This is a genomic window from Streptococcus parasanguinis, from assembly GCF_023109675.1.
Classification (GTDB): Bacteria; Bacillota; Bacilli; order Lactobacillales; family Streptococcaceae; genus Streptococcus; species Streptococcus parasanguinis_I.
Genome location: NZ_JALDUR010000015.1, coordinates 1 through 23,058, shown reverse-complemented (window position 1 = coordinate 23,058; position 23,058 = coordinate 1). Strand labels below are relative to the sequence as shown.

Genomic DNA, 23,058 nt, shown 5'->3' with positions numbered 1-23,058 from the left:
CTCCTTTTATTGAAGTCGTTGAACACGTTTTAATTTACGTGTTGGGTCCCATTGGTAATCGATAAATTGAATACTTGGGAGAATGAATTGTTTCTGCTGAGCTAAGAGTTCAAATTGAGCAAAGATTGCTTGCTCCATAGACTCTGTCCGGTGACTCAAGGCAATGGTAATGGATCCATCTGCCAACTGAGTTACTTGATAGTCCAGAATATTTTCGACGAATAAAATGCACCGGCGAATAAAATCCGGATAGATCATCTGGCTGCTGCCATCTTCTTTTTTGAAATAGAAGATATCGTCCGATCGTCCTTCAATCTTTGCGATTCGAGTAAAGACGGAACCACAAGGGCAAGGGGACTTTTCTTCCACCAAAATATCATTGAGGCGGTAGCGATAGATGGGTTGGCTCGTTCGTTTGAAATCCGTAATAATCGGATAAAAGCGGCTATCATCTAGATACTCTTTTTCGACATACAAAATATCTTCGTTGAGATGTAGATTGCCTTCTGAACAGGTACAAGCTAAAAACCCTTCTGTCGCTTGGTAGACCTGATCAACCTTGTCTAGTTGAAAAGCTTTGGCGATGGTCTGTGCATCTCGATCTTCTAGGATCTCTGCGACAGAGACAACCTTGACGGGTTGGATCGCAAGTTGCAGATTGCTGACATAGTTAGCTAACTCAATCAAGGTCGAAGCTGGTGCAACCACAATGGTTGGTTGATAGTCTTTGAGACGCTCTAAATGCTCCTTGCTATCCTTGAAAATATCAAAATATTCCAAGCGAATCAGGCCTGAATTAATGGTTTGATAGAGTTCATTGTCCGCTCGTAAGAAAAAGGCAATGCAATGACCAAAGAGTTTTCCTTTCGGTAGCATCTTGGCTAGAATCGCTGCAGCCCACATACTTCTTTCTTTTTCTGTGGTGACAAAGACTCCTCGGTGGCCGGAAGTCCCCGAAGACAAGCCCACTGCTACTTCTCCATTCATCTCAGTAAAATCTCGTGTTTGTTCTCCGCGAATCGCCATCTCTAAAGCCTGATCTCGATCCACTCCCAGGGTATTGAGTTCATTGAAATGTGTCATCATGAAGGTTTTATCCATGGTTCCAAAGGATTCGGGAGAATGGGTTTGAAAATAGGGGGATTGAGAAGTGATAAATGCAAGGTAGCGTGCCAATTGTTTATCTTGGTATCGCTTCAAGGCCTCCTTAGAACGGAATCGATGGCACCATCTGGTTTCAATAAAGGTTTTCAGAAAGACTGTTTTTTTCATTTAAAATCCTTTCAATCCGATCTTGCGGGTCGTGGCTGACCACAACTTGAATGCCATCTTGCAAGAGTGTTTCCAGCAAATCAGCTCCTTTTAAATAAGCCTTCTTATCATCCTGAACCAAGGAAGGAATCAGTCGCATTTGCCCTGTGTAAGGCAAGAGGTCTACTCCCCAAGAAAGATCTGCTCCGATGAAGAGTTTAAGCTCATCCAGATAAAGACAGCCTTGCCCTCTCGCATGTCCATCGATAGATGATATAAGAATGCTCCCATCACCAAAAAGATCCGCAGTCGGGCGATATGGGAAAGTAGGATGCCTTTGATCTGCTTTGAGACAAGTCACCCGATCTTTGAAATCAGCTGGCAAAAACTCTTTAAAAATCAGATCTTTAAATTTCGGTTTTTGGTACACCTCATAGACTTCCTGGGTAACAAAGAAATGAGCATTTGGAAAAAGTGCTGCTCCGCCAAGATGATCCGGGTGCAGATGCGAAAGAATCACATAAGTAATTTTTTCCGGATCAATTCCCCTCTCTTGCAATAAATAATCGATTTGGTCTTCTTTTTTCATTTGCATTGGGGTGGCTAGACGGTACCAGAAATATCGAGCTTTTTTCTTAATCTCGTAGTGATAACCGGTATCGTACAAAATATAGCCTTTTTCACGATGATGAATCAAAAAGACACCTGCTGGAAATTGCATTTTTTCATTCGGAATCCCTTTAAATAAGAGACCAGAATGACTGCTGCAATAGCCTGCTGGAAAATAATCAATGTGCTTGATCATGTTGGACATAGTTGTCAATCCCTTCTTCAATGGTCATTTTTGAATAGTAGCCAAGTTCGGTTTGAGCCTTTTGAATATCGAGGGTTTGGCTATATCGAAGGAGATAATAGGTATAGCGAGTCAATGGGGGTTCGGCTTTCAGATGAAAAAATCGATACACCCCTTCAAGGCTATAAGCCACACCTGCTACTAGACCTGCTGGAATTTTCCGATAGCGAATCGGTTCTCCCAATCCTTTTAGTGTGGTTTCGATCAAATACTTAAAGGTCTTTGGTTCCCCATTTGTAATATTATAAACTTGCCCGTGTGCTTCTTTTGCTTCCAATGCCAAACGAATGGCTAGAGCGACATTTTCCACACAGGTCATATCCATGAGCTGTTCTCCCCCTCGAATCAAAGGAATTCCAATTTTTCGACTGAGACGTAAGACACGAGGCAAAATGCTGGTATCTCCCACACCAAATAATCCTCTAGGTCGCAAGATGATACTTGGCACATCTGAATAGTCAGAAAAAAGTTTTTCAGACGCCAATTTACTTCGGATGTAATTGTTGAGGTGATTTTCTTTGGGAGCATCGCTTTCCTTAATGTTTAATTGGTCTTTTCCAGCTGCGTAAATACTGGGAGAAGATACGTAAACCAAGCGTTTTACCGCATATTCACGGCACAAGTCAAGGACATTTTGAGTACCAACTACATTAGCCTGATAGAAGGCCTTCCAAGGTCCCCAGGCAGTGGATAAAGCTCCAGCGTGAACCACAGCATCAACAGACTGAAAGGTTTGTCTTAATTCCTCAATAGCGCTCAAATCCCCTTTGATAAATTGGACGCGCTCACCTTCCAGAGCCTTCCCAATTTTTTCGTTTCGGCCAAAGGCTACAATGGAATAATCGTGAGCCAACAACTCATCGATCACATATTTTCCAAGGAAGCCAGTCGCACCTGTTACAAGAATTTTCATAGTTTACCATCCGTTCCACGTCTTAATAATCGTTGAATCTCAAACTCCAAGGTATCCAACGGCTTGTAGGTTTTTGAAAGTTTGTTTAGTCTTTCTAACTTTTCCCAAGATTCTTTTTCTAATAGAGCCTTAAAACCTGCTTGAATCTCTTCGGTGCGATTGCGATGTGCTTGAAAGGCAATTCCTGCTTCTACTCCTCGAATCGCATAGTCAAATTGGTCATAATCATGTGGCAAGATCAAGGCTGGTTTTTTAAATTCGATACACTGATAAAAGATTCCAGCTCCTCCATGGTGAATGACATAGTCCATCTGCGGAATATATTCTTTGTAGGGTAGATATGAGACGACCGTCACATTTGGCGCTACTTCTTCTTCAGAGAATTCCTTTGCTCCATCTCCTAAGGTGACGAAAAAGTGACATTCTGGATGCTCTTTGGCCAACTGCTTAGTTTGCTCTAGCAAGTTCTCCTTCGCCCAAGGCAACTGGGTTCCACATGTCACGAGTACCTTCGTCTTGTCCTCGTAAGGACTGAGATCTAAAGGATAATCTTCAGCTTTTTCAAGAGAAGTTCCCAAAGGGCCAAGCCACGCATATTGATGAGGGAAGTGTGTCTTCAACTCTAGCTCCATCATCCCAATTCCAAAGATGGCATAAGGAGAGTAGATGGTCTCCACTCCATTTTGATTGTACAACTTGAAATTGTAACGTTTTAAGCGTTTGCGTAAGAGGAAAGCCCCACAGTATTTTCCAATGCGCGTGAGTTTTCGGCATAGTGCTTGTACCTTCTCTTCCTTCTTTGTGCGCGCGACTCCCATCCCTCCGAAGAAGCAAGGAGGACCATAAGGAGTTTCGATGGCAAATTGTGTCGCCATGGTGGTAATCCAAGGAATTTCCAACTCTTCTGCCACAAACCCTGCTGATAGAGTGATAAAGTCAGCAATCACAATATCTGGACGATTGACGCGCCACTCCTCTAACAATTGATCCGATACATGATTAATCAAATCCAGACTCTTGGATAATTGCCGATAAGCTGAAAAAAGATTGAGTTTCTTATCGTTATTAGCCGCGCGTTCAAATTCTTCTACTTTGTCCTCTAGAATTGGAACGACAGTGAAGCCAAGACTTTCTGAAACGGCCTTTTTCTGAGGTCCTGTGAAAACCCGGATCTCCATCGAAGGATCATCTAACAAGGGTTTAACGAGATTTAAAGTTGGGTACAGATGCCCGCTCAAGGGAACAGCTACCACATCTATTTTAATTTTTTTCATTTTTTCCTGCCTTATATCTCTTATTAAGCTTTAAAACCTGCTTCTATCTATTAATTCGTAAAAAAATAAAAAATTGAAGAAAAAATAAAAATTTTTTTAAATTTTTTTAAAATATTTCCATTTTGCCTTTACTATCACTATTTAGAAAGAATGTCTTCAACCTAAAAAAGCTCCCAAATGCCAAAGAGAGAAAGTCTCCCAAACATTTGAAGAGTTTTTTTATTACTGTGAATTGCGAGCTTAGTTATTTTCCAAATAAAATTCGAACCGTTCACCGACATACTGACTTTTTACATACTCAAAAGCCGTCCCATCTTCAAAATAGGAAACCTGTGTCAGACCTAAAATAGCTTGCCCTTTTGAAATCTGTAAATAGTCCGCAATCTTATCCTTGGCCAATCGCGCATAGATGGTCTGGTGCGACTTTCCAATCTTATAGCCATGACGCTCCAGGGTTTGGAAGAAATGGCTGGTAACCTCTTCTCGATTGAAATTCTTAATAAATTTCTCTGGAATAGAGGCCACTTCATAAACAACAGGGATCCCATCAGCATACCGGACCCGTTCCATCCGAATAATGGTCTCTGTCTTATCAATGCCCAATTTGTCCACTTCTTGGAGGCTAGGAATGGTTTTCCTGTAAGAAATCACTTGGCTAGAAGGTTCCTTGCCTTGCGATTTCATAATTTCTGTAAAACTGGTTGTGCCCCGCATTTTTTCTTGAACGCGCGTGCTGGTGATAAAGGTACCACTTCCTACCCGTCTTTCAAGCACTCCTTCTTCAACCAGAAGGGTAATAGCCTGCCTAAGCGTCATCCGACTCACCTGAAATTTCTCAGCCAGATCGCGTTCGCTGGGAAGACGCTCCCCGATTTTCCATATTTTTTGATCAATCTCAGACTTAATCTGATCATGAATTTGAATGTAAGCTGGAATCATAACCTTGCTCTTTCTCTGTGTTATCTCTATTGTAGCGTAAAATTCCTAATTCTTCAATCAGAGATTGGTAAAGACAAGGCTTTTGTGTTAGAATAGAGGAAAGTAAATTTCTTTAAGAAGGGGATAAGATGACAAACCTATCAACTGATTTGCATGATGTTGAAAAAATCATCGTGCTTGACTACGGTAGCCAATACAATCAGCTTATTTCACGGCGTATTCGTGAAATTGGAGTCTTCTCAGAGTTGAAGAGCCACAAGATTTCTGCTGATGAAGTTCGTGCAATCAATCCAGTTGGGATCGTTCTTTCAGGTGGACCAAACTCTGTATACGAGGAAGGTTCTTTTGATATCGATCCTGAAATTTTTGAACTCGGTATTCCAATCCTTGGAATCTGTTACGGGATGCAATTGTTAACCCATAAATTGGGTGGGAAGGTCGTTCCTGCAGGTGATGCTGGTAACCGCGAATATGGTCAATCTGAACTGACTTTGACAGAATCTTCTGCTCTTTTTGCCGGCACACCAGACAAACAATTGGTCTTGATGAGCCACGGGGATGCTGTTACAGAAATTCCGGCTGACTTTATCCGCACTGGTACTTCTGCTGACTGTCCATTTGCATCGATTGAAAATCCAGACAAGAAAATCTACGGAATCCAATTCCACCCTGAGGTTCGTCACTCTGTTCACGGTTATGACATCTTGCGTAACTTTGCCTTGAACATCTGTGGGGCTAAAGGTGACTGGACCATGGACAACTTCATTGACATGCAGATCAAAAAAATCCGTGAAACCGTCGGAGACAAACGTGTCCTTCTTGGTCTTTCAGGTGGTGTTGACTCTTCCGTTGTTGGGGTTCTCCTTCAAAAAGCCATCGGCGATCAATTGATCTGTATCTTTGTAGACCACGGTCTTCTTCGTAAAGGCGAAGCTGATCAAGTGATGGATATGCTTGGTGGTAAGTTTGGTTTGAACATCGTTAAAGCAGATGCTGCAAAACGTTTCCTTGATAAGTTAGCTGGTGTATCTGATCCAGAACAAAAACGGAAGATCATCGGTAACGAGTTTGTTTATGTCTTTGATGACGAAGCAAGTAAGCTCAAAGATGTGAAATTCTTGGCACAAGGAACTCTCTACACTGACGTGATCGAGTCTGGTACGGATACTGCTCAAACCATCAAGTCTCACCACAACGTTGGTGGACTTCCAGAAGATATGCAGTTTGAACTGATCGAGCCACTGAACACTCTTTATAAAGATGAAGTTCGTGCGCTTGGTACTGAGCTTGGTATGCCAGACCACATCGTATGGCGCCAACCATTCCCAGGTCCAGGTCTTGCGATCCGTGTTATGGGGGAAATCACTGAAGAAAAACTCGAAACTGTTCGTGAGTCAGACGCTATCCTTCGTGAAGAAATCGCTAAAGCTGGTCTTGACCGCGATATCTGGCAATACTTCACTGTTAACACTGGCGTTCGTTCAGTAGGTGTTATGGGAGACGGCCGTACTTACGACTACACTATCGCTATCCGCGCTATCACTTCGATTGATGGAATGACAGCTGACTTCGCTAAAATTCCTTGGGAAGTTCTCCAAAAAATCTCAGTCCGTATCGTTAACGAAGTTGACCACGTTAACCGCATCGTCTATGATATCACAAGTAAACCACCTGCAACTGTAGAGTGGGAATGATTTATAAACATGATTTGAAGTGAAATGGTTGTTTTAACAGCACTTTAGGTTATTATAAAAGGTTAAAAATCAGTCAAAATTGATTGGTTCCCCACCAAAAGCCCCACCAGAATTTTTTTTGGTGAGGCTTTTTTATATTATGTGACTTTCAGTCCGTCTCGCTCCGTTAGGTGCGAGACGGACTAATAGTCACATAAATAAAAACGGGAGAACTGACGCATCAGTCCTCCTAGACATAAACAAGTACGCCCCATTTACAGAAGATATTAGATCATCATGCTACGCAACAAAATGTTGCCTGAAAATTCTTGAAATTTTATTTTATACGAGTATAATAATAACCAAATTAACATAAGGGAGACATACGCCTATGATTGGTGACTTTTTAAAACAGCGTAGATTATCAATGGGGTTTACTCAAGAATTTGTAGCAAATCAATTAAAACTAAGCCGACAGGCTATCTCAAACTGGGAAAATGGCTCTCGTGATATCAATGTTAAAGACTTAATAGCTTATGCAAAACTACTAGAAATATCCTTCGAAGATTTAGAAGTTAGTTTAAATCAACCAAGTTCTTTGACTAAAGAAAGCTTCTCTAAAACAGCAGATGACATTTTACCTAAGCACTTTAATATGAAATTGCAAAAGAAAAGTCAGGGTAAAAATTCTACCACTCTAAAAAATCACATCAAGATTGAAGGTGATAAAGTTATTGGTGTTCATATTCTATTGTCTAGCTTATTTCTGAATAAGCATAAATTAGTTATTAGAAATTGTCCCACTGCTTTTGACTTTTTAAATATTTTGTATGAACTAGGGAATAATCATTGGTCTGACTCATATACCTGTGAAGACACCATTGAAATCCAATCTACAAATACACCTAAAGACATCATCTCTCTTAATAAAATTAGTCGAGCCAGCATCGGTATTATCTCAGCTTTGACCTATCGCTATCATCGTCTGTTGTTCACATTCCCTGGAGGAGATGACTTTTGCTTTAGACCTATTGACTTACACCTTGACATTCTCTCCACCGTAGCGAACTACACCTATAACGAAGAGAATAAAATCTTTTATTCTGAGAAAAATGACTTACTAAATAAAAATATCACATTGAATTGTTACGCTGATGGGAGTAAAAGTGTTGGTGCTTTCTTCAATGCTATTAGTTTGGCATATGTTTATCCAAATGAAATTAGAATCAACGGACTTTCACCAGACCCTACTGTGTGCTACCTCATTACATTACTAGAATCAGCTACTAATCGAACTGTAGAATATTTAACATCTGATAAAATTTTAATCCCTAAAGTAGATTCTATTGATATAGTCAATACTGAAATAACCTTACCTCCTGATATGTCTATGCTTATATCCTATGTTTTACTATTCTGGGATGAGCTAGAAAATATCATTTTCGATAATATACTTATCAAAGATATTCCCCAAAGTTACATTGAACTTTTTACAAAATTAGGATTAAAAATTATTGAAGATAAACACACAATTCAATTCAAAAAAGTATTTCAAATAGAAACCGAGTATTTTGAATTTCTAAGATTAGGTGCTGCACCATTTATCACCACTGATTTAGGTCCCATTGTATCAGAATTTCTAGCATCTCATAATATATCTTCCATTCTATTTGATGAAGTTTTTATTCATAGAGCCAGTCATGTGGCTGAATTAGAGAAGCTAGGTATACGAATTAAAGTATTAGATAATGGTGCTTTAAAAACACTAGACAAATTATCACTCACGAATTATCAATCCAACACATACAATCTCAAAGATATGCGCGCTGGAATGGCGATATTGATGGGAATAGTACAATTAAATATTGAATCCGCTGTGCTATTAAACTTTGACCAAGTTATGCGTGGCTTCGGTAATATTCAAACCATATTAAATATTCTAGGATATGATGGTGAACTATATGGATAGCTTACATTTTTACTCATCAAATGAATCTAAATATTTTCTAACTTATCGTCCTGAAAAAATATGCTTCTTAGGAGCATGTACAGCACGAAATTTATCACTCGGTATTGACTATTTTTCCAACAGTCAAATTAAAACTTTTTCTCCTTACGAGACCATTTTTAATGCTCCTTCCTTGCTAAAGGATTTAGAAGTTATTGCACTTGAATTGGATCATCATATTTTAATAGATTCCAAACAAAAGGTGTTCTATGATGAAATTCGTTTTTGGAATAAGTCGGAAAGTTACGAAGCTGTTCTACATCAAAATTTAAACATTGACAATTATGTCAAAACAGCACTAACTGAGTCAGATTTATTAATACTATCTCTAGGTTCTGTTGAAATGTGGTCTAAAGTCAACCATATTATGAATAGACTTCCAAAGAATCAATTTCTCAATCCTGAAATTAAGAATGTCTATCTATCGTCCGACGATATACTTAATTTTGCTAAACAAATTATGCGAGTTGTACAACTTATTAACCCTAAAATTAAGATTCAATTTTCAATTCCCTATGTACTTCTTAAAGCTTCTGAAAAGTTTCATAATCTGCATTTGGCTACGACTGAAAATTATCGTATTATCAAAGAAGCCATTATGGAATTAGGGGACGACTATTACTTTCCTGAATATGAACTATTCAAATACTATGTCGAAAAAAATAATCATCCTTTCCAAGAAGATGGAAGACATCCCTCTGTCAAGCTAATTGCAGATATATCTAAACACATTGTAAAAGAAATTAACAAGGATTATCTATTAGATATACCCAACAAACCATTTGCAATCAACAAAGTCGATAGCCGAGGTAAAATCAATGGCAAAGAATACTTATAGTGACGATTTACAACGTATCTTTAAAGCTCAGACTCTCCCATCATCGCCTTTGATAAGAGAAGAAAAGAACTTATTTACTTTTTCACCCATTCAAGATGAGCTAGAGTATTTTAAAGAAAAGAAAGATGGTTTATATGTAAAAGAACAAGTTTGTTTCCGAAATGTCTACCCTGCTAACTTAGTAAACCCTATCTCTACCCCATGCCAAACTTTAATTAGTTTATTTTCCTTCCATGAAGAGAAATATGGACAAATTATTGAAACCTTTATCACAAAATTTTTAAATAAATGGATTCCTTTCGATAACATTTATATTATATGTCCAAAAATGACTGATATCCTTGGTCAACTGTACAACGTTACTAATCACATTATCGAAATTGATAAAAATCGACTTCAGTGTCATGTTCCTTTATCAGGGAATCATTACTACATTAAAATTTGTAGTAATTACCACGATGGTTTGGTAACATTAGCAAATTTTGTTCTAATCAATTTTCAAGGAGGATTTCAGTCTCAATTAGACAGTGTCTTCTTTCCTTTACGATTAGATATGATTCGTGAACAGGCTAAGTCTATTTACGAGTCACAAACTTTTCTGGCTACCTACAATAGGTTATATAGACTTTCTAATAGCCATGAACTAGCACATTTTTTCATCAGTCAACTAGAAGCATTAAACTTTTTATTCCCAGAAATTGGAAAATTTGGCAATCATAGACACAGCTATGCCCTAAAAAAGGTAGCTAGGGAAATTTTTTTAGAGTGTGATATTCACAACATCTCAGTAGAACTTATTTTTAATGAGTTTCCATCGATTAAAATCGAATTACTAAAACAATACAAGGAATACTCTCGAAATATCAATAAAGCGTTAAAGAAAGTCAAAAAGAATAGGGATACAATGGGGGCAGACTATGCCTATCAAACATTAGGGATCCCTTATAAACTCTACAAAAGTCAGATTGATCCCACTTACAAACTACCTGAATTGCCGAGCAACTTTGCTTATTATAGAGATTCGCATAAAAACCTCTATCAAAATCCAATAGAAAGTTATAAATAATCATGGCAAAATTACTTATCTTACACCCCTATCGTGAAACTTACACCGATATTTACTCTTGTCTTTCCAAAAATCATCACTATACACTCCTGATTGATGATAGCAAAGTAGAATCATTTGAAACGAATAAACCAACCAATGTCACTCTAGTTACTACCCAACATTATCCTGAAAAGAGAAAAGAAACCTCACAAGGAATCCTACAACGATCTCATTTCGATGCGATTGTTGCTTTAGATGAGTTTGATATGGTATTGGCTGCAGAATTACGAGAACAATTTCATATTAAAGGACAATCAGTCAGTCAAGCTAAAACTTTCCGTGATAAGAGTAAAATGACACAGAAAGTTAATGAACTAGGTTTTAAAATCCCCCATTCCCGGAAAATCTCATCTTATGAGGAATTGAAAAACTTTTTCAAAGAACATGAAGATATTATTCTAAAACCTTTGGATGGAGCTGGTTCTGTTGATACTTTTCATTTAAAGAGAGAGACTGATTTGGTTTCCTTTCATTCTGATCATTTTTGGAAAGATAAGACTGTCCTTGTTCAAGAATACATCTATGCAGATGTCTATCACATAGATGGCTTTGTTTATCAGGGGAATATCATCTACTGTGAACCTTCCCAATATATCTACAATCCCTTGCTCATTAAAAAAGGTATCTCAGCTGCAGCGGTTTCCTTAGACCATACTTCAGAACAGTTCAATAAGCTTGTTGACTATGCTTCTACACTAAGCCATGGACTTTATCCCAATGGAACATTTCTTTTTCACTTAGAGGTGTTTTACGATGGACACGAAATCATTTTTTTGGAAATTGCTTCACGCATTGGTGGTGCACGGATTCGTCAAAATCTACAATATAAACTGACCTACAATCCTCTTGAGCTTCTCTTGACAGCCATCTGTAGTGACACCTTACCCATACTTCCAACCGTATTTCCAGTTACTGGCTGGCTCCTAACTGCCAAAATGGAAGGAGTCATCCAACAACTCCCAGAACTAACGGAAACGATAAAAGAACAGTATTCTATCTTTGACTATATTACTTACACGCAAATTGGTAAACAGTTGCATTCTGCTTTTCACAGTGCAGATGCTGTTGTCGGTTTTTCTTGTCATGGTTCAACATTCCGAGAAACAAAAAACAATCTCTTAGGAGCTGAGACTTGGGTGTTAGAAAACACGAGGTATAAAAAATGAAATATTTTATTTATCGCTTTTCTCCTGCAAGTATTGGTATTAAAGCAAACGAAAATTTAGGTATTATCTGTCCTAGCAGACAAGAAAAAAATTATCTTTCAGTTGGATTTTTAAAGAACCAAATTTTTTGTATAGATGATTTTAGTCAAATTAATCTACTCTTTTTTTTCAAAGATATACAGAACATAGAGGATATTTTCACACTAGATGAAGGACTCATGCATATTGTCGGTATCTTAAAATCGCTTTTTACCTCCGATGAAGAGGCTTGGAAAATCGCTTATACTTATAAAGACAAGAAAATCATGCGCACTCAGCTGAGTGAACAAATCAGTCAGCCTCAACTATTGAACCCAAATGATATTCTTCCTAATACCTTTCTGATTAAACCTAGATGTGAAGCTTCTGGCAAAGATATTCATATTATCTCTCAAATACCAGAGTATTATACAGCTGAGAATTTTCTTTTAGAAAGTCAGGAACAATTTGATACCATGTTTACTTGTGATGGTATAGCTATTAATGGAAAAATCCAATACTTTTTTACACATGAATATATAGGAAATATCCTAGATATTAAAACAACCTTCATCAATATCGTCCGTACAAACTCTCACTATAATAATCCCCTCTTCATTCAACGATTAAAAACTGAGACCCAAAAAGTATTGGACAGTTTAGGAACTGAGAAAATACATCCTTTCCATGCAGAGTTCTTTTATAACTCCACTACTGATGAGGTAAGCTTTTGTGAAATTGGAAAGCGGTTTGGTGGAGGAAATATTCCTTTGCTTATCAAATGTGCATTTCAAATTGATATCCTAGATACTTACTGGAACCTTATAAATAGTGTTTCTATACCAGCAGAGATTCCAACATCGCCCAGTAAAATTGCACTGACTTTAGCTATTTTTCAGAATGGCCATCATCAAGCTCCTCCAAAGCTCCCTATCCCTATCGAATTTTTTAGAGAATATCCTGAAAAGATAAACTGCCCTGCTCATTCACTAGATGATTTACGCTATCTCATCACTACTAGTGTAAAGAATGAGAAGGAATTTACACTCATAAACGAGCTACTTGAGGAATATAAGTATGAACAAAGAGAATAAAAATATCCTACTACTGATTATCAGGGGACAAACAACAAACTTGGGTAATATTATTTTTGATTATGCCAATAAATTATTAATCGCAAACCTTACCGTTCAATCCTCATTCTTTATGATGCTTTATCAGTCTAGCGAATCCATTGTTCGCTTACTATTTAATCTATTTGCAGGATATGTTGCTGATTTTAGCGATAGAAAACGCATGCTCATTCTAACAGATGTGATTGCTGCAATTGCAACTTTCTTACTATTTTTATTTTATAATCCGCAAAATATCTGGATATTGGTTGTTGTCAATATATTACTGGCTATTTTATTTAGTTTTAACGGCCCAGCTTATAAGGCTATTATAAAAGACCTTCTTTCCAGCGATGGAATCTTTACCTATAACTCTATTTCTAAAATAGTGGCTGAGATTGTTGGAGTTGGAGCACCGCTAGCTTCCGTCTTTGTTATCCATCAATTTGGATTTAGATATGGTATGCTGATTAACTCTTTCTCTTTTATTATTTCAGCTTTGTGTGAATATCGTTTTCACATTTTACATCACCATAATACTATCCAATCAAAATTTTTTACTGGATTAAAAGAAGGTTTTACCTACCTCTATGAAGACAAAACACTCCTAACCATTTTAATTTCTTCCGCTTTTCTAAACTTCTTAGATGCGATCTATTCCTTCTATCTTCCATTCACAGCAACGTTTTCTCAATTTCATCAAATTTTTGCCTATATTCTCGTTTCTCAATCTATCGGAAGTATCATAGGAGCTCTTATCATCAGTCTAAACAAGAAAAAAATTGAACCGAGATACTTTCTTCATTTCTTATTGCCAGGTGCAGTCTCCTTAATACTTATTAATCTTTTTCAGTCCTCGCAAATTATCTTATTGATTTTATTTTCTCTGTTCTCTACAACTGTTTCAATGTTCAATGTGAATTTAATGTCACATCTCCAAGTTTCTATAGATTCCAATTTCTTAGGACGCATTTTTAGCATCATATTCACTATTAGTGGTATCTTTGCTCCTTTCGGAACTATGTTTGCATCATGGATTGATTTTAAAAATTGGCAAATATTTCAATATATAGGTATTGTTCAACTGTTGATTTATATAATCAGTTTACTAGCACTTAATAAGAGTTACCAAAAAAGTTAAATCATCCAGCTACGCAGCACAAAATTAGGAAGATTATTCAATTCCAAATTGAAAATCTTTTTGAAATAAGCTATAATAAATTTAAGTAGTGATAGGAGATAGGATAGTGCCTACAATCAGTTTAACACGTGATATAAAGCTAACAAATGAAGATTCTTTAAAGATTTTCAACAATCAACCATCTGAAAAATTATAAGAATTATTGAAATCTATTTAATCATAAGATACTACCACTCTAACGGAAAATAAACTCATTTCAAAATATTTATAACTCATCGCTCTTATAATCATGACCACCCGTCTAACGGGTGGTTTGTCCCAGAGCTATAAGCCCAAATTACCAGCCAGCGCCTAAAGTCGCTGGCTTTCACGTTGTTCAAGCCTTATTGCTCTTGACTCGTCACTTGCCTCTCAAAGAGGCGGCTTTAGTATTACTTACCACTATCCCTAAAGGGATCCTCATATTCTTTTACACTTAATTTATCTAGTGCTATATCATGCTTTTCCTGTTCTTGAATATATTTCTTAATTGTGGCTTCATTAAGCCCTACTGTACTCACATAATAACCTTCCGCCCAGAAATGCCGATTCCCAAACTTGTACTTGAGGTTGGTATGCCTGTCCAACATCCTAAGTGTACTTTTACCTTTTAAATAACCCATGAAACTCGAAACACTTATCCTCGGTGGAATACTTCCTAACATTGGCTTGAACACCTTTATTGTATCGAGTTCGGAGTTTTTTTGGCATAACATTCGACGCGCACTCGCATAGCGAGTGATTTTTTTGTCTCGCACCTAGCGGAGCGAGTCGGACTAATAGTCACATAATAAAACGCATAATTTCAAGTTTTTCAACACCTGAGACTATGCGTTTTTTAGTTCTAAAAAATTTTCGCCCACCTTGAACAACTAACAAAAGTTATAAGTAGACTATATTTTTAAACTCAAGATCTAACAACCATTTCGATTAGTTAAATCTTTCAATCTTTCTTCTCCAGTTTTAAGCATCTCTTTCTCTACCTGACTCCACTCCCCAAACAGTAACTCTTGAAGAACTTCTGCTGCTGAAGTTGTATTTTCTCCTGAATCATATACACAACTTCTATCTCGTTGATAAATTTGAATTCTTTCAAAGATAGCCAGTTCTTCCAATTGTCGTGTATTATCAACTAGATGATTTACAATGAAATCATGATGTTCTTTTGGAGTTGCGCGTGCTTGATTTGGATTGATAGCGTACAATTCTTCGTATCGGATAAGGGTGCTCAGATAGAACAATTCGGGCTTTGTCGCAATTATTGCTAATTGTACTTCATATCCCCTACTTTTCAAGAGTTGTGCTGTTTTCTTTGGAACGTCAATCGTTCGTAAAGTTCCCTCTATCAAAAGATTGTATCCCAAATGACTCAATTCTGTTACTAAAGACTCTACCATTTTACCTGCAAAATATTTGGTGTATTCTACACTATCTTTGCCATATTCTTGCTGAAGTTCTAAATAGTGTGGATGCTGAGAACGAAAACTATCGCCATCTGTGATAACAATATTTCCTTGAAAATCTTTCTGTTTAATACGATGAATTGTAGTCTTGCTAGCACCACTTTGCCCTCCAAGCAAAATCGCTATAGGGGTTGCTTACTGGACTTTTTTCCTCTTGTCAGAGAACGAAGATTCCGTGCTAAAGCGTGTTTGAATTCACTATCAGTATAATCTTGAATTTCCATTAGGCTACCATCCGTTTTTCAGATATCTCTAACATACGTTCAATTCCATCGAAATAGCCGCTATACCTCTCTATTTCATCAAAATTTTCTACTAAATAGATATTCGTATGAATCAAGTCAGATAGATCATCACTCATTAAAATCCAAGGGTTAGATTCATCATCAATGCTAATCCCCTGACTATCTTGATAACGATAGAGTCGAGATAATAGATTAACACCTCTTTCTTTCACAATTTCAATTTTTAAAGTCAATTCATAATCTTCAACAGGATTTAGCATTTTATCTTCTCCTACAATATCTACATAAGATACATTAAACTTTTGACAAATGATGTCTATATTAGCTCCGTAGAGACTGAATTAGTTCCATTTTCATAACGACTCAAGCTATTTCGAGAAATTCCTATAATTCGAGCAAATTCGGGTTGTGTTAAGTCATGAGTTTTACGTAAGGACTTTATGTTCTTTCCAATCATGGCAAACTCCTTTATTTTTAAACTTTCATTATAGCATAAAAAAGCAGAACGCACCAATTTTGGTGCGTTGTTTCTTGTTTTTCTAGCCTAAACTTTACTTCTAAAAAAGCCACCTTAAAGAGTAATTCCTTTTGCGGTGGCTTTTCAAAATACTATACATTAAAATACTCTTGTTTAATTTTTGTAAGCAGATTGTTAGCAACCGAAGTTACACCAACATGCATCAGTTCAGGATCAGAATAATCTAGTTTACGAGCATAGCCTTCTGCAACAATCTGAGCAATACGCTCATCCAATTTATAATTAGAGGCTTTTAATAGTGCTTGAAATAATTCTGAACTATATAGTTTAATATTATTTTCCAATGATACTACTGCCATTTTTGTAACTCCTCTCCTGTTTTTGATTGATAAACCTTCTCTATTTTCATTATATCACAAAAAGATTGGTTGTGGATGGATAATTGTTTAAAAGAATATGGTTTTCTAAATTCAGCAAGCATTTCTTCTTTTGTAATTTCATTCTGACGAAAACGAGCTAAAGCTTGGGTTGGATTGTCATCAGTCTGAACACCATAGATAAAATCAAAATGGTGTTGTAATGAATCTGGATTTTCCCGATTTTGAAAGACAAATTCCGCAAAATCTAAATCTGACTCTGACTTTTTATGTTTTGCAAAATAGTGACAATGATAGTCAGGGTTCTTAAAAATTTCTATAAAATTTGAAATACGAAATTCTACTATAATTCCTACTTCTTCTTCTGAGTCAAAAATATTATTATTAGAGGTGCTTCGATTTAATACTTCAACTTGCTTGTTAATAAATTTTCTAGCTTGTTCAAAGTCAGGCGTGATATAGAAGCCAGGACCAAAATCTAGCTCACTCCCTAAGTTAAATTGAACATTGATACCTTTTTTTAAGGATTCTAAATGTCTCAATAATGTAGCATGAAACCACTGCGTCTGACCTAGTTGCTTTTCCTGCTTGGTAGTCAACTCCAAAATATTTACTTCCTTCTCTAGTCTATACTAAAAGTATAACACAAGACTTTATTCAAGTAAAAGAAAATTTTATGAAACTATTCACTTTCTTCCGTCTTTCCTAAACCTCTCTAAATTCTTCTCCAATTGTTCCTTATAAAGTTGATTCTTATCTTCCTTTAATGTGTCGTCCAAAGTTTCTTCTCTATAAGTTGATTCTGTTTTTATCTGTTCTGATCCTTGATCTGGAGTAAAAATGATATCTAGCAGTCGGTCTATTTTTTCAAGATCTTGGACAGACATATCAGATAGTCTATGAATCAGCTTTTTAAATACATCACTATTGTCGTGATTTTTCTTAAAAAATGTTGTAAACATCTATAACCTCTCAAAAAAAGCAGCCTATCAGGACTGCTTAGTGTAATTCGGAAATCGCATCATAAATTGACTGCAATTTCTTATTGTCTTTATTCTTTGTGTCAATCAACGTATGTAGCTCTTCAATTTTCTTTTGACTGCTTTGAATATCGCTATTGTTATCCGCAATAAGTCTTTTAAGATGTTGCTGATAACTTGTAGTGATATCTGTCTCTTTTCCTGTTCTAACCTCTGTAACTTTGGGTTTAGAACTAGAATTTGATTTCGTCATAGGTGCTTGTTTGCGCTTTTGAAAAGCTGCTTCATAATTTACATCATTACCTCCTTGATGATTTCCAAATAAGGCCGCAATTTTATCTGGATCTTCTTGATTTTCTGATTTACTTTCTAATGGTTGATTAAAATTCCAATCTTTTGTCATTCACTCATTTCATCCTTTCTAAATTCAGAATCATCGAATTGTCTTTCTCTACCGAAGGCATGGTCAAGAGCTTCTTCAAAACTCATGTGACTAATGCTTTGACGCCTTTTGAACGTTGCAAACATCGCTGTCTCCAGTTGCTCTTTGTAAGCAGCGAGTTTTTCTGTCTCTCTTGCTACCTTGCTTTCTTGCCTAGTGACCTTTTCTTCTAAGCGTTCAATAATGGTCATATACGATCCTCCTTCATTCTAATATTAGCTAAAACATCTTGATTTTGTTATCACAATTCTAAACATTGAGAGGTTAGTCTTACTGATTGATTCCTCAATGTCTCTTTTGCATTCTCGATCATCAATTGTAAATCTGATTTCTTTTCTCTAAGGACATCATTCCAGTCTACTTTTTCTTTCCCAGATTCATTATCAGGGAAATCCAGGAAAACAGGAAATCCTGATTGATATAACTTATCAGAAAAATCTTTTCCTGCATCATCACAATCTACCGCAAGTGTCAATAAATTTGGATGATTATCAAAATAGCTGGTGGTATCACGAATTGTATTGATCAAAGGCAATAACTTTGAAGGTATTACTGTATCTAAAAATTCCAACTTCTGATTTTCTTCAGCTATCAGTCGTAAAGTTTGATAAGCAACAACAGACCTTTTTAATCCCTCCATAGATACCAAACGAACATCAGATAGATTTTGTTGATGAAGTTCGTAATAGCTCATCAAGTCGATGAACGATTCACAAAAGACCAGTCTATTTGGTTTACCAATGTCAAAGGATATTCCAACATGTCCATGGCTTCCTTTTAAAATCGTTTTTAACCTTTCTCTAGGAAGAGAGTGATTCTTATAAATCCCTTGTAAGCTTGCTGCCTGCAGTTTGTGACGATGATCAAAACTTTTAAAAACAATAACAGGTTCAACAGTTTCATTTGTTTTCCAACTGGCTTGTGCTATCAAACCTTGTTGAATCATCTTTTGTACGATTTCTTCTGAGATTCCTCTACATTCTGTTAAATAATATCTAGCCAGACTACAGCTAGAATCTTCTATTCTCTTTAAAGGATAATAAAATGGTCTATCTCTATTTTCTTGAACAGCTTCTTTTTGAAAAGGTTCTTCAGAAAGAAAAGTTAGAGCTTCTTTAAAGGAAGTTCCCTTAACAAGTCGAACAAAATCAATGACATCACCTTGAATATCTCTTGAAAACCATTTAAAAGTATTGGTATTCGAAAAAATTCGGAATGAATCGTGTTCAGGATGTTCATAGACACTGCTCGAAACTTGTTTAAAGGAGATACCTAAACGATTGGCTACATCAAGAATTGAAATTTGCTTACATTCTTCTATTTCCATGCAATATCATCATTTTGTTGTAGTATTTGGCAGTGATGGAACAGATGAGGATTCTTCTAAAGTTTTGGGAGTGGCCTTATCCAAATCATCTAACCCAGATTTCCAAACCTGCACTTGATTGACCAATAACTTACCTGGTAGTTTAGAATAGGATAACTTAACTGTTCTTGTTTCTGTCTGATTAGTCTTTAATTGGTTGGCATTCTTTAAATCAGATACATAGGTTACATTATAAGAGACCATGGCAATAGCTTGATTCGTAGTCTGATTGACAAGATATCTGCTTTTTCAAAATGATAATCCAAAATATAATCCTTATACACTTGGTTCATGGCATCATTTTGACTTGACAATTCTTGAAAATAAGCCGATTCATTCATATAAGGTTGAATGCGTGTATTATTTTCTCCGAGCTTTTCTTTCGTATAGTACTGAGTCAAAAATTCTTTTACAGTATCCGATGACAAAATTCTGGCTTTATCTTCTGCTTGTTTGTCCTCTACAAGTTTAGCTGCAGTCAATTCGATTTCTTTGCGACTTTGTTTAGCAGTGGAATGTTGACCAACAGTATATCCCATCATGAGAATAAAGCTAGTTGCGGCTACTGCTCCAACACTAATTAAGGCTTTAGTTTTGACTTTATTTAACATCTTAGACCTTCTTTCTATAAAAACTAGGTCAAGCATACCAGATAAATCTTGAAAAAGTATCACAATAGAAAAAGGACTCTACATTGAAAAAAGATCCTTAATTTTTTATAATACTATCAAATAATTGTCTCAAATTCACCGAGCTTACCACGGGAAAAACGAGGCCTGAGTAAAACAAGCGCACGGTATTTATACCCCCAAAAAAACCGAAATGTGTTGAAAGCGTATGATCAGTTTTATCATGACTAGATAATAGATGATGAAAATCAGGAATAGCCAAAATCTTATTCTTATGAAAACTCTTTTGAACTTGTGAAAAACTTATGTTAGTCATGTTTTAGAACTCTTTTCACGACAACCAACTCCCTATCCTTGATTTCCCAAATCTGATCAAAGCGTGATAGCATCTTTTCTTGACGGTGAAGTGTAAGGACGACAGCACTTGATAAGCTAAGTACCTTGTCTAATTCCTTTTGAAATTGGCTGGCATCCAAAGCAGAAAAAGGCTCATCCATGATAATTAGCGGACTATGACGATTTTTCTACCGATTGAGATACATGTGCTGTTGCTGACCACCTGACAGGGACTGGGGTGGTATCTTTTCAAACTTTTCATCCCTAAAATTAGCCTCAAAAGTCTTGAAAATAGTGACATTATTTTCATAAGATGAGATAAAGGTGTGCTCCTGTTGCAAAATCATACCAAATTTTCCCCAGAGTTGATGAACAGGGAGATGATCAAGTGAGATTTCACCTTGAAAATCTCGGTCAGTCCCGTTTAAAATATTGAGCAGACTACTCTTTCCAGAACCATTTTCGCCGATGAGGGCAATCTTGTCCCCCTTGCGAATTTCAACGTGGGGAATAGTCAAGCTAGACTCCCCCAGTCGCTTGGTGATATGGTTTAGCATCAGGGTCTCGAAAGACATCTGAGGTGCCTGAACAGCGGACGGACGGCTGACAATTGCTTGAAAACTTTGCACCACAGGTTTGACCGACTCCAGCATTTGCAAGTCGTATAGGATTTCCTGAATTGGCTCCGAAAAAGCAGTGATATAGCCAAAGCCATGTTTTCAGCTATCGAACAACTTTGTAGGCTATTTCCAAAAGAGGCTCTTAAAACCTTCACTTCAGACAGGGGAAAAGAGTTTGCCTGCTATCCTCTGGTGGAGAACTTAGGAATTTCCTTTTTCTTTGCGGACGCCTATTCATCCTGGCAGAGAGGAAGCAATGAAAACGCAAATGGCTTACTAAGAGAATATTTCCCAAAGAAAACAGATTTAGCCACTATCTCTGATGAGGCTTTGAACAAGGCCTTATATGATATCAATCACCGACCACGAAAATGTTTAGCTTACAGAACTGCTTGTGAAGCTCTAGAGGATGAGTTCAAGTATATGTTGCACTTATTCTTGCAATTTATCATTTATAAAAATATGTACTTTTCATTTATTAATCTACTATATTTTATCACAAAAACACACTGAGATACTCATCCCAGTGTGTTTATTTCATTTTAGGATAACTTCATCAGTAAACTTAAAGATTGATCATTTGTGAGTTCTGAAAGTAATAAAATTAATCTTTCATATCCAAGTTCTTTCTTCTGCTTGATTAAAGAATTCATAATCGCCACCAAATCCTCTGGCGTAAAACTTCTTAAGTAAAGTGTAACGTAACTTCTTTTTTTATTAGAATACAAGCTAACATGAATTGCATTATGTTCTTTTTGTCTAATTTTCATTTTTCCTGCAGACTCCCTAATATAGAACTCATACACTGTCTTTTTAGGATAGCAATCAAATGTGTTTTCGAATTCTCGACGATTTTTATAGAGAATATGACTAATGATGGTATAATTTTTAAGAAACATAGTTGTTTCCTCCTTAAATGTTATTATAATTAGAGTATGCCATTTTTTTATAATAATAAAAATAAAAGTTTTAAAAAAGATAAATGTATTGTTTTGCTTATTGAATCTTTTGTAGACTTATTTCTTTCTCACATTCCCCATTTTTTTGTGCTTCTAATTATCTGTGTGTTTAGCGTTGACAGAAACGTATGTGTAAGTCACGCTAAACACTCAGTCCGAAATAAAACCGTATAACACAAAAAAGAAAAAATTTGTTTTTTAGAAGTATCAATTTATGGCATACTATAGATATCTAAAGATTGATTAAGTAGAGACGTAACTAAATAGCTACGTTTTTTTTAATATTTAAAAGGAGGTAGCTATCGTGGAAATAGCAGGTTTAAGCTGAGTTAAGAAAGAACCAATTTTTGTATTTCACTAACTAAAAAAATAAATGTATAGATAATAAAAGTAATGTCAATAGCAGTAAAAAAATTTTTTGATCATAACAAAGGAAAGTATAAAAGTATAAGAACGAAAGTAAATAATAAAAGTCTAAAAATAGAATACAAAAAACTAGCTTAACTCAGTTGCTAAATTCAAAGCATTTAAACCTGAAAAAGAGTAAAAAGAAAAAACAACAGATTTTTATCTGTAAGGTGGAACTCTACATTTTATTTGAATTGAGTCAACTTGTCATGTTGTAAAATGGCCTGGTTATCTTCTTAGCCATAAATTAAGAAGCGCCCTTAGCAAAGGGAAGATACTAATCAGTGAATACAAGCTTTATGTCACTGCACTACTTCAACTTGAATTAAAAAAGACCTTAAGAATTTGTACTGACCCCAAAAAGTTAGACAAATAATTTAAGTTAAGGATTTAGTCCTGTATTGCACAGGACTAAGTCCTTT

Annotated in this window: 19 protein-coding genes and 6 pseudogenes; 8 read left to right on the top strand and 17 right to left on the bottom strand. The window is 36.2% G+C overall.

Annotation, left to right across the window (positions count from 1 at the left end; all coding sequences use genetic code 11):
* Positions 1 to 6: 6 nt before the first annotated feature.
* From M1G14_RS09345 to M1G14_RS09325, 5 genes are all read right to left on the bottom strand, one after another.
* On the bottom strand, positions 7 to 1,272 hold the full coding sequence (locus tag M1G14_RS09345; RefSeq protein ID WP_247926530.1) for a F390 synthetase-related protein: 1,266 nt from the start codon (positions 1,270 to 1,272) through the stop codon (positions 7 to 9).
* Positions 1,238 to 2,065, bottom strand: coding sequence for an MBL fold metallo-hydrolase (locus M1G14_RS09340; RefSeq protein ID WP_070465908.1), 828 nt, complete (start codon positions 2,063 to 2,065; stop codon positions 1,238 to 1,240). The genes M1G14_RS09345 and M1G14_RS09340 overlap by 35 nt, the downstream gene beginning before the upstream one ends.
* On the bottom strand, positions 2,040 to 3,017 hold the full coding sequence (locus tag M1G14_RS09335) for an NAD-dependent epimerase/dehydratase family protein (RefSeq protein WP_070465906.1): 978 nt from the start codon (positions 3,015 to 3,017) through the stop codon (positions 2,040 to 2,042). Before M1G14_RS09335 ends, M1G14_RS09340 begins: the two co-directional genes overlap by 26 nt.
* The gene (locus M1G14_RS09330) at positions 3,014 to 4,291 is read right to left on the bottom strand and encodes a glycosyltransferase (protein ID WP_070465902.1); all 1,278 of its coding nucleotides are present in this window, start codon (positions 4,289 to 4,291) and stop codon (positions 3,014 to 3,016) included. The genes M1G14_RS09335 and M1G14_RS09330 overlap by 4 nt, the downstream gene beginning before the upstream one ends.
* Positions 4,292 to 4,531: 240 nt before the next feature.
* The gene (locus M1G14_RS09325; RefSeq protein ID WP_003016564.1) at positions 4,532 to 5,230 is read right to left on the bottom strand and encodes a GntR family transcriptional regulator; all 699 of its coding nucleotides are present in this window, start codon (positions 5,228 to 5,230) and stop codon (positions 4,532 to 4,534) included.
* A gap of 128 nt (positions 5,231 to 5,358) precedes the next feature.
* Between M1G14_RS09325 and guaA the strand changes: the two genes are divergently transcribed.
* The 7 genes from guaA to M1G14_RS09290 all read left to right on the top strand — a co-directional run bounded on the left by guaA (position 5,359) and on the right by M1G14_RS09290 (position 14,294).
* Positions 5,359 to 6,924: a glutamine-hydrolyzing GMP synthase gene (guaA, locus tag M1G14_RS09320; RefSeq protein WP_049485834.1), complete on the top strand. Its 1,566-nt coding sequence runs from the start codon at positions 5,359 to 5,361 to the stop codon at positions 6,922 to 6,924.
* Between the two features lie 370 nt (positions 6,925 to 7,294).
* Entirely contained in the window at positions 7,295 to 8,872 is a 1,578-nt protein-coding gene (locus tag M1G14_RS09315; protein ID WP_247926529.1) for a helix-turn-helix domain-containing protein, read from the top strand.
* The gene (locus M1G14_RS09310; RefSeq protein ID WP_007521758.1) at positions 8,865 to 9,749 is read left to right on the top strand and encodes a GSCFA domain-containing protein; all 885 of its coding nucleotides are present in this window, start codon (positions 8,865 to 8,867) and stop codon (positions 9,747 to 9,749) included. Before M1G14_RS09315 ends, M1G14_RS09310 begins: the two co-directional genes overlap by 8 nt.
* Entirely contained in the window at positions 9,730 to 10,815 is a 1,086-nt protein-coding gene (locus tag M1G14_RS09305; RefSeq protein ID WP_007521756.1) for a hypothetical protein, read from the top strand. The genes M1G14_RS09310 and M1G14_RS09305 overlap by 20 nt, the downstream gene beginning before the upstream one ends.
* Before the next feature lie 2 nt (positions 10,816 to 10,817).
* Positions 10,818 to 12,023: an ATP-grasp domain-containing protein gene (locus tag M1G14_RS09300; protein WP_007521754.1), complete on the top strand. Its 1,206-nt coding sequence runs from the start codon at positions 10,818 to 10,820 to the stop codon at positions 12,021 to 12,023.
* On the top strand, positions 12,020 to 13,135 hold the full coding sequence (locus tag M1G14_RS09295) for an ATP-grasp domain-containing protein (protein WP_007521752.1): 1,116 nt from the start codon (positions 12,020 to 12,022) through the stop codon (positions 13,133 to 13,135). Before M1G14_RS09300 ends, M1G14_RS09295 begins: the two co-directional genes overlap by 4 nt.
* The gene (locus tag M1G14_RS09290) at positions 13,119 to 14,294 is read left to right on the top strand and encodes an MFS transporter (protein WP_007521749.1); all 1,176 of its coding nucleotides are present in this window, start codon (positions 13,119 to 13,121) and stop codon (positions 14,292 to 14,294) included. The genes M1G14_RS09295 and M1G14_RS09290 overlap by 17 nt, the downstream gene beginning before the upstream one ends.
* 431 nt (positions 14,295 to 14,725) lie before the next feature.
* Here the strand turns inward: M1G14_RS09290 and tnpA are convergent.
* The 11 genes and pseudogenes from tnpA to M1G14_RS09235 all read right to left on the bottom strand — a co-directional run.
* A pseudogene (gene tnpA / locus M1G14_RS09285) lies at positions 14,726 to 14,998 on the bottom strand (IS200/IS605 family transposase); the annotation flags it as partial.
* A 249-nt stretch (positions 14,999 to 15,247) separates the two neighbouring features.
* Positions 15,248 to 16,020: pseudogene (pezT, locus tag M1G14_RS09280) on the bottom strand (type II toxin-antitoxin system toxin PezT).
* Positions 16,020 to 16,498: pseudogene (pezA, locus tag M1G14_RS09275) on the bottom strand (type II toxin-antitoxin system antitoxin PezA). The pseudogenes pezT and pezA overlap by 1 nt, the downstream one beginning before the upstream one ends.
* Before the next feature lie 152 nt (positions 16,499 to 16,650).
* On the bottom strand, positions 16,651 to 16,878 hold the full coding sequence (locus tag M1G14_RS09270; protein ID WP_007521736.1) for a hypothetical protein: 228 nt from the start codon (positions 16,876 to 16,878) through the stop codon (positions 16,651 to 16,653).
* Positions 16,869 to 17,501 carry a DUF3990 domain-containing protein gene (locus tag M1G14_RS09265; protein ID WP_007521733.1) on the bottom strand — a complete coding sequence of 211 codons (633 nt, stop codon included), beginning with the start codon at positions 17,499 to 17,501 and terminating at the stop codon, positions 16,869 to 16,871. Before M1G14_RS09265 ends, M1G14_RS09270 begins: the two co-directional genes overlap by 10 nt.
* An 81-nt stretch (positions 17,502 to 17,582) precedes the next feature.
* Entirely contained in the window at positions 17,583 to 17,858 is a 276-nt protein-coding gene (locus M1G14_RS09260) for a hypothetical protein (protein ID WP_007521731.1), read from the bottom strand.
* A 37-nt stretch (positions 17,859 to 17,895) separates the two neighbouring features.
* Positions 17,896 to 18,279 (bottom strand): DUF5945 family protein, encoded by a 384-nt coding sequence (locus M1G14_RS09255; protein WP_007521728.1) that lies wholly within the window; start codon positions 18,277 to 18,279, stop codon positions 17,896 to 17,898.
* Positions 18,276 to 18,509, bottom strand: a complete 234-nt coding sequence (locus M1G14_RS09250) for a DUF5965 family protein (protein WP_000152422.1) — start codon at positions 18,507 to 18,509, stop codon at positions 18,276 to 18,278. Before M1G14_RS09250 ends, M1G14_RS09255 begins: the two co-directional genes overlap by 4 nt.
* Before the next feature lie 50 nt (positions 18,510 to 18,559).
* The gene (locus M1G14_RS09245) at positions 18,560 to 19,645 is read right to left on the bottom strand and encodes a toprim domain-containing protein (protein WP_007521724.1); all 1,086 of its coding nucleotides are present in this window, start codon (positions 19,643 to 19,645) and stop codon (positions 18,560 to 18,562) included.
* Between the two features lie 9 nt (positions 19,646 to 19,654).
* Positions 19,655 to 20,295 (bottom strand): annotated as a pseudogene (locus M1G14_RS09240) (peptidylprolyl isomerase).
* A gap of 326 nt (positions 20,296 to 20,621) precedes the next feature.
* Positions 20,622 to 21,359: pseudogene (locus M1G14_RS09235) on the bottom strand (ATP-binding cassette domain-containing protein); the annotation flags it as partial.
* Here M1G14_RS09235 and M1G14_RS09230 point away from each other — a divergent pair.
* A pseudogene (locus tag M1G14_RS09230) lies at positions 21,354 to 21,686 on the top strand (IS30 family transposase); the annotation flags it as partial. The pseudogenes M1G14_RS09235 and M1G14_RS09230 overlap by 6 nt on opposite strands.
* A gap of 125 nt (positions 21,687 to 21,811) precedes the next feature.
* On the opposite strand, the gene M1G14_RS09225 reads toward M1G14_RS09230, so the two are convergent.
* Positions 21,812 to 22,168: a hypothetical protein gene (locus M1G14_RS09225; protein WP_049485837.1), complete on the bottom strand. Its 357-nt coding sequence runs from the start codon at positions 22,166 to 22,168 to the stop codon at positions 21,812 to 21,814.
* Positions 22,169 to 23,058 lie beyond the last annotated feature (890 nt).

Bases quoted from the DNA above. Each gene is read 5' to 3' on its own strand.
- M1G14_RS09345 (WP_247926530.1), bottom strand. From the start codon at position 1,272: ATGAAAAAAACAGTCTTTCTGAAAACCTTTATTGAAACCAGATGGTGC.
- M1G14_RS09340 (WP_070465908.1), bottom strand. From the start codon at position 2,065: ATGTCCAACATGATCAAGCACATTGATTATTTTCCAGCAGGCTATTGC.
- M1G14_RS09335 (WP_070465906.1), bottom strand. From the start codon at position 3,017: ATGAAAATTCTTGTAACAGGTGCGACTGGCTTCCTTGGAAAATATGTG.
- M1G14_RS09330 (WP_070465902.1), bottom strand. From the start codon at position 4,291: ATGAAAAAAATTAAAATAGATGTGGTAGCTGTTCCCTTGAGCGGGCAT.
- M1G14_RS09325 (WP_003016564.1), bottom strand. From the start codon at position 5,230: ATGATTCCAGCTTACATTCAAATTCATGATCAGATTAAGTCTGAGATT.
- guaA (WP_049485834.1), top strand. From the start codon at position 5,359: ATGACAAACCTATCAACTGATTTGCATGATGTTGAAAAAATCATCGTG.
- M1G14_RS09315 (WP_247926529.1), top strand. From the start codon at position 7,295: ATGATTGGTGACTTTTTAAAACAGCGTAGATTATCAATGGGGTTTACT.
- M1G14_RS09310 (WP_007521758.1), top strand. From the start codon at position 8,865: ATGGATAGCTTACATTTTTACTCATCAAATGAATCTAAATATTTTCTA.
- M1G14_RS09305 (WP_007521756.1), top strand. From the start codon at position 9,730: ATGGCAAAGAATACTTATAGTGACGATTTACAACGTATCTTTAAAGCT.
- M1G14_RS09300 (WP_007521754.1), top strand. From the start codon at position 10,818: ATGGCAAAATTACTTATCTTACACCCCTATCGTGAAACTTACACCGAT.
- M1G14_RS09295 (WP_007521752.1), top strand. From the start codon at position 12,020: ATGAAATATTTTATTTATCGCTTTTCTCCTGCAAGTATTGGTATTAAA.
- M1G14_RS09290 (WP_007521749.1), top strand. From the start codon at position 13,119: ATGAACAAAGAGAATAAAAATATCCTACTACTGATTATCAGGGGACAA.
- M1G14_RS09270 (WP_007521736.1), bottom strand. From the start codon at position 16,878: ATGGCAGTAGTATCATTGGAAAATAATATTAAACTATATAGTTCAGAA.
- M1G14_RS09260 (WP_007521731.1), bottom strand. From the start codon at position 17,858: ATGTTTACAACATTTTTTAAGAAAAATCACGACAATAGTGATGTATTT.
- M1G14_RS09255 (WP_007521728.1), bottom strand. From the start codon at position 18,279: ATGACAAAAGATTGGAATTTTAATCAACCATTAGAAAGTAAATCAGAA.
- M1G14_RS09250 (WP_000152422.1), bottom strand. From the start codon at position 18,509: ATGACCATTATTGAACGCTTAGAAGAAAAGGTCACTAGGCAAGAAAGC.
- M1G14_RS09245 (WP_007521724.1), bottom strand. From the start codon at position 19,645: ATGGAAATAGAAGAATGTAAGCAAATTTCAATTCTTGATGTAGCCAAT.
- M1G14_RS09225 (WP_049485837.1), bottom strand. From the start codon at position 22,168: ATGTTTCTTAAAAATTATACCATCATTAGTCATATTCTCTATAAAAAT.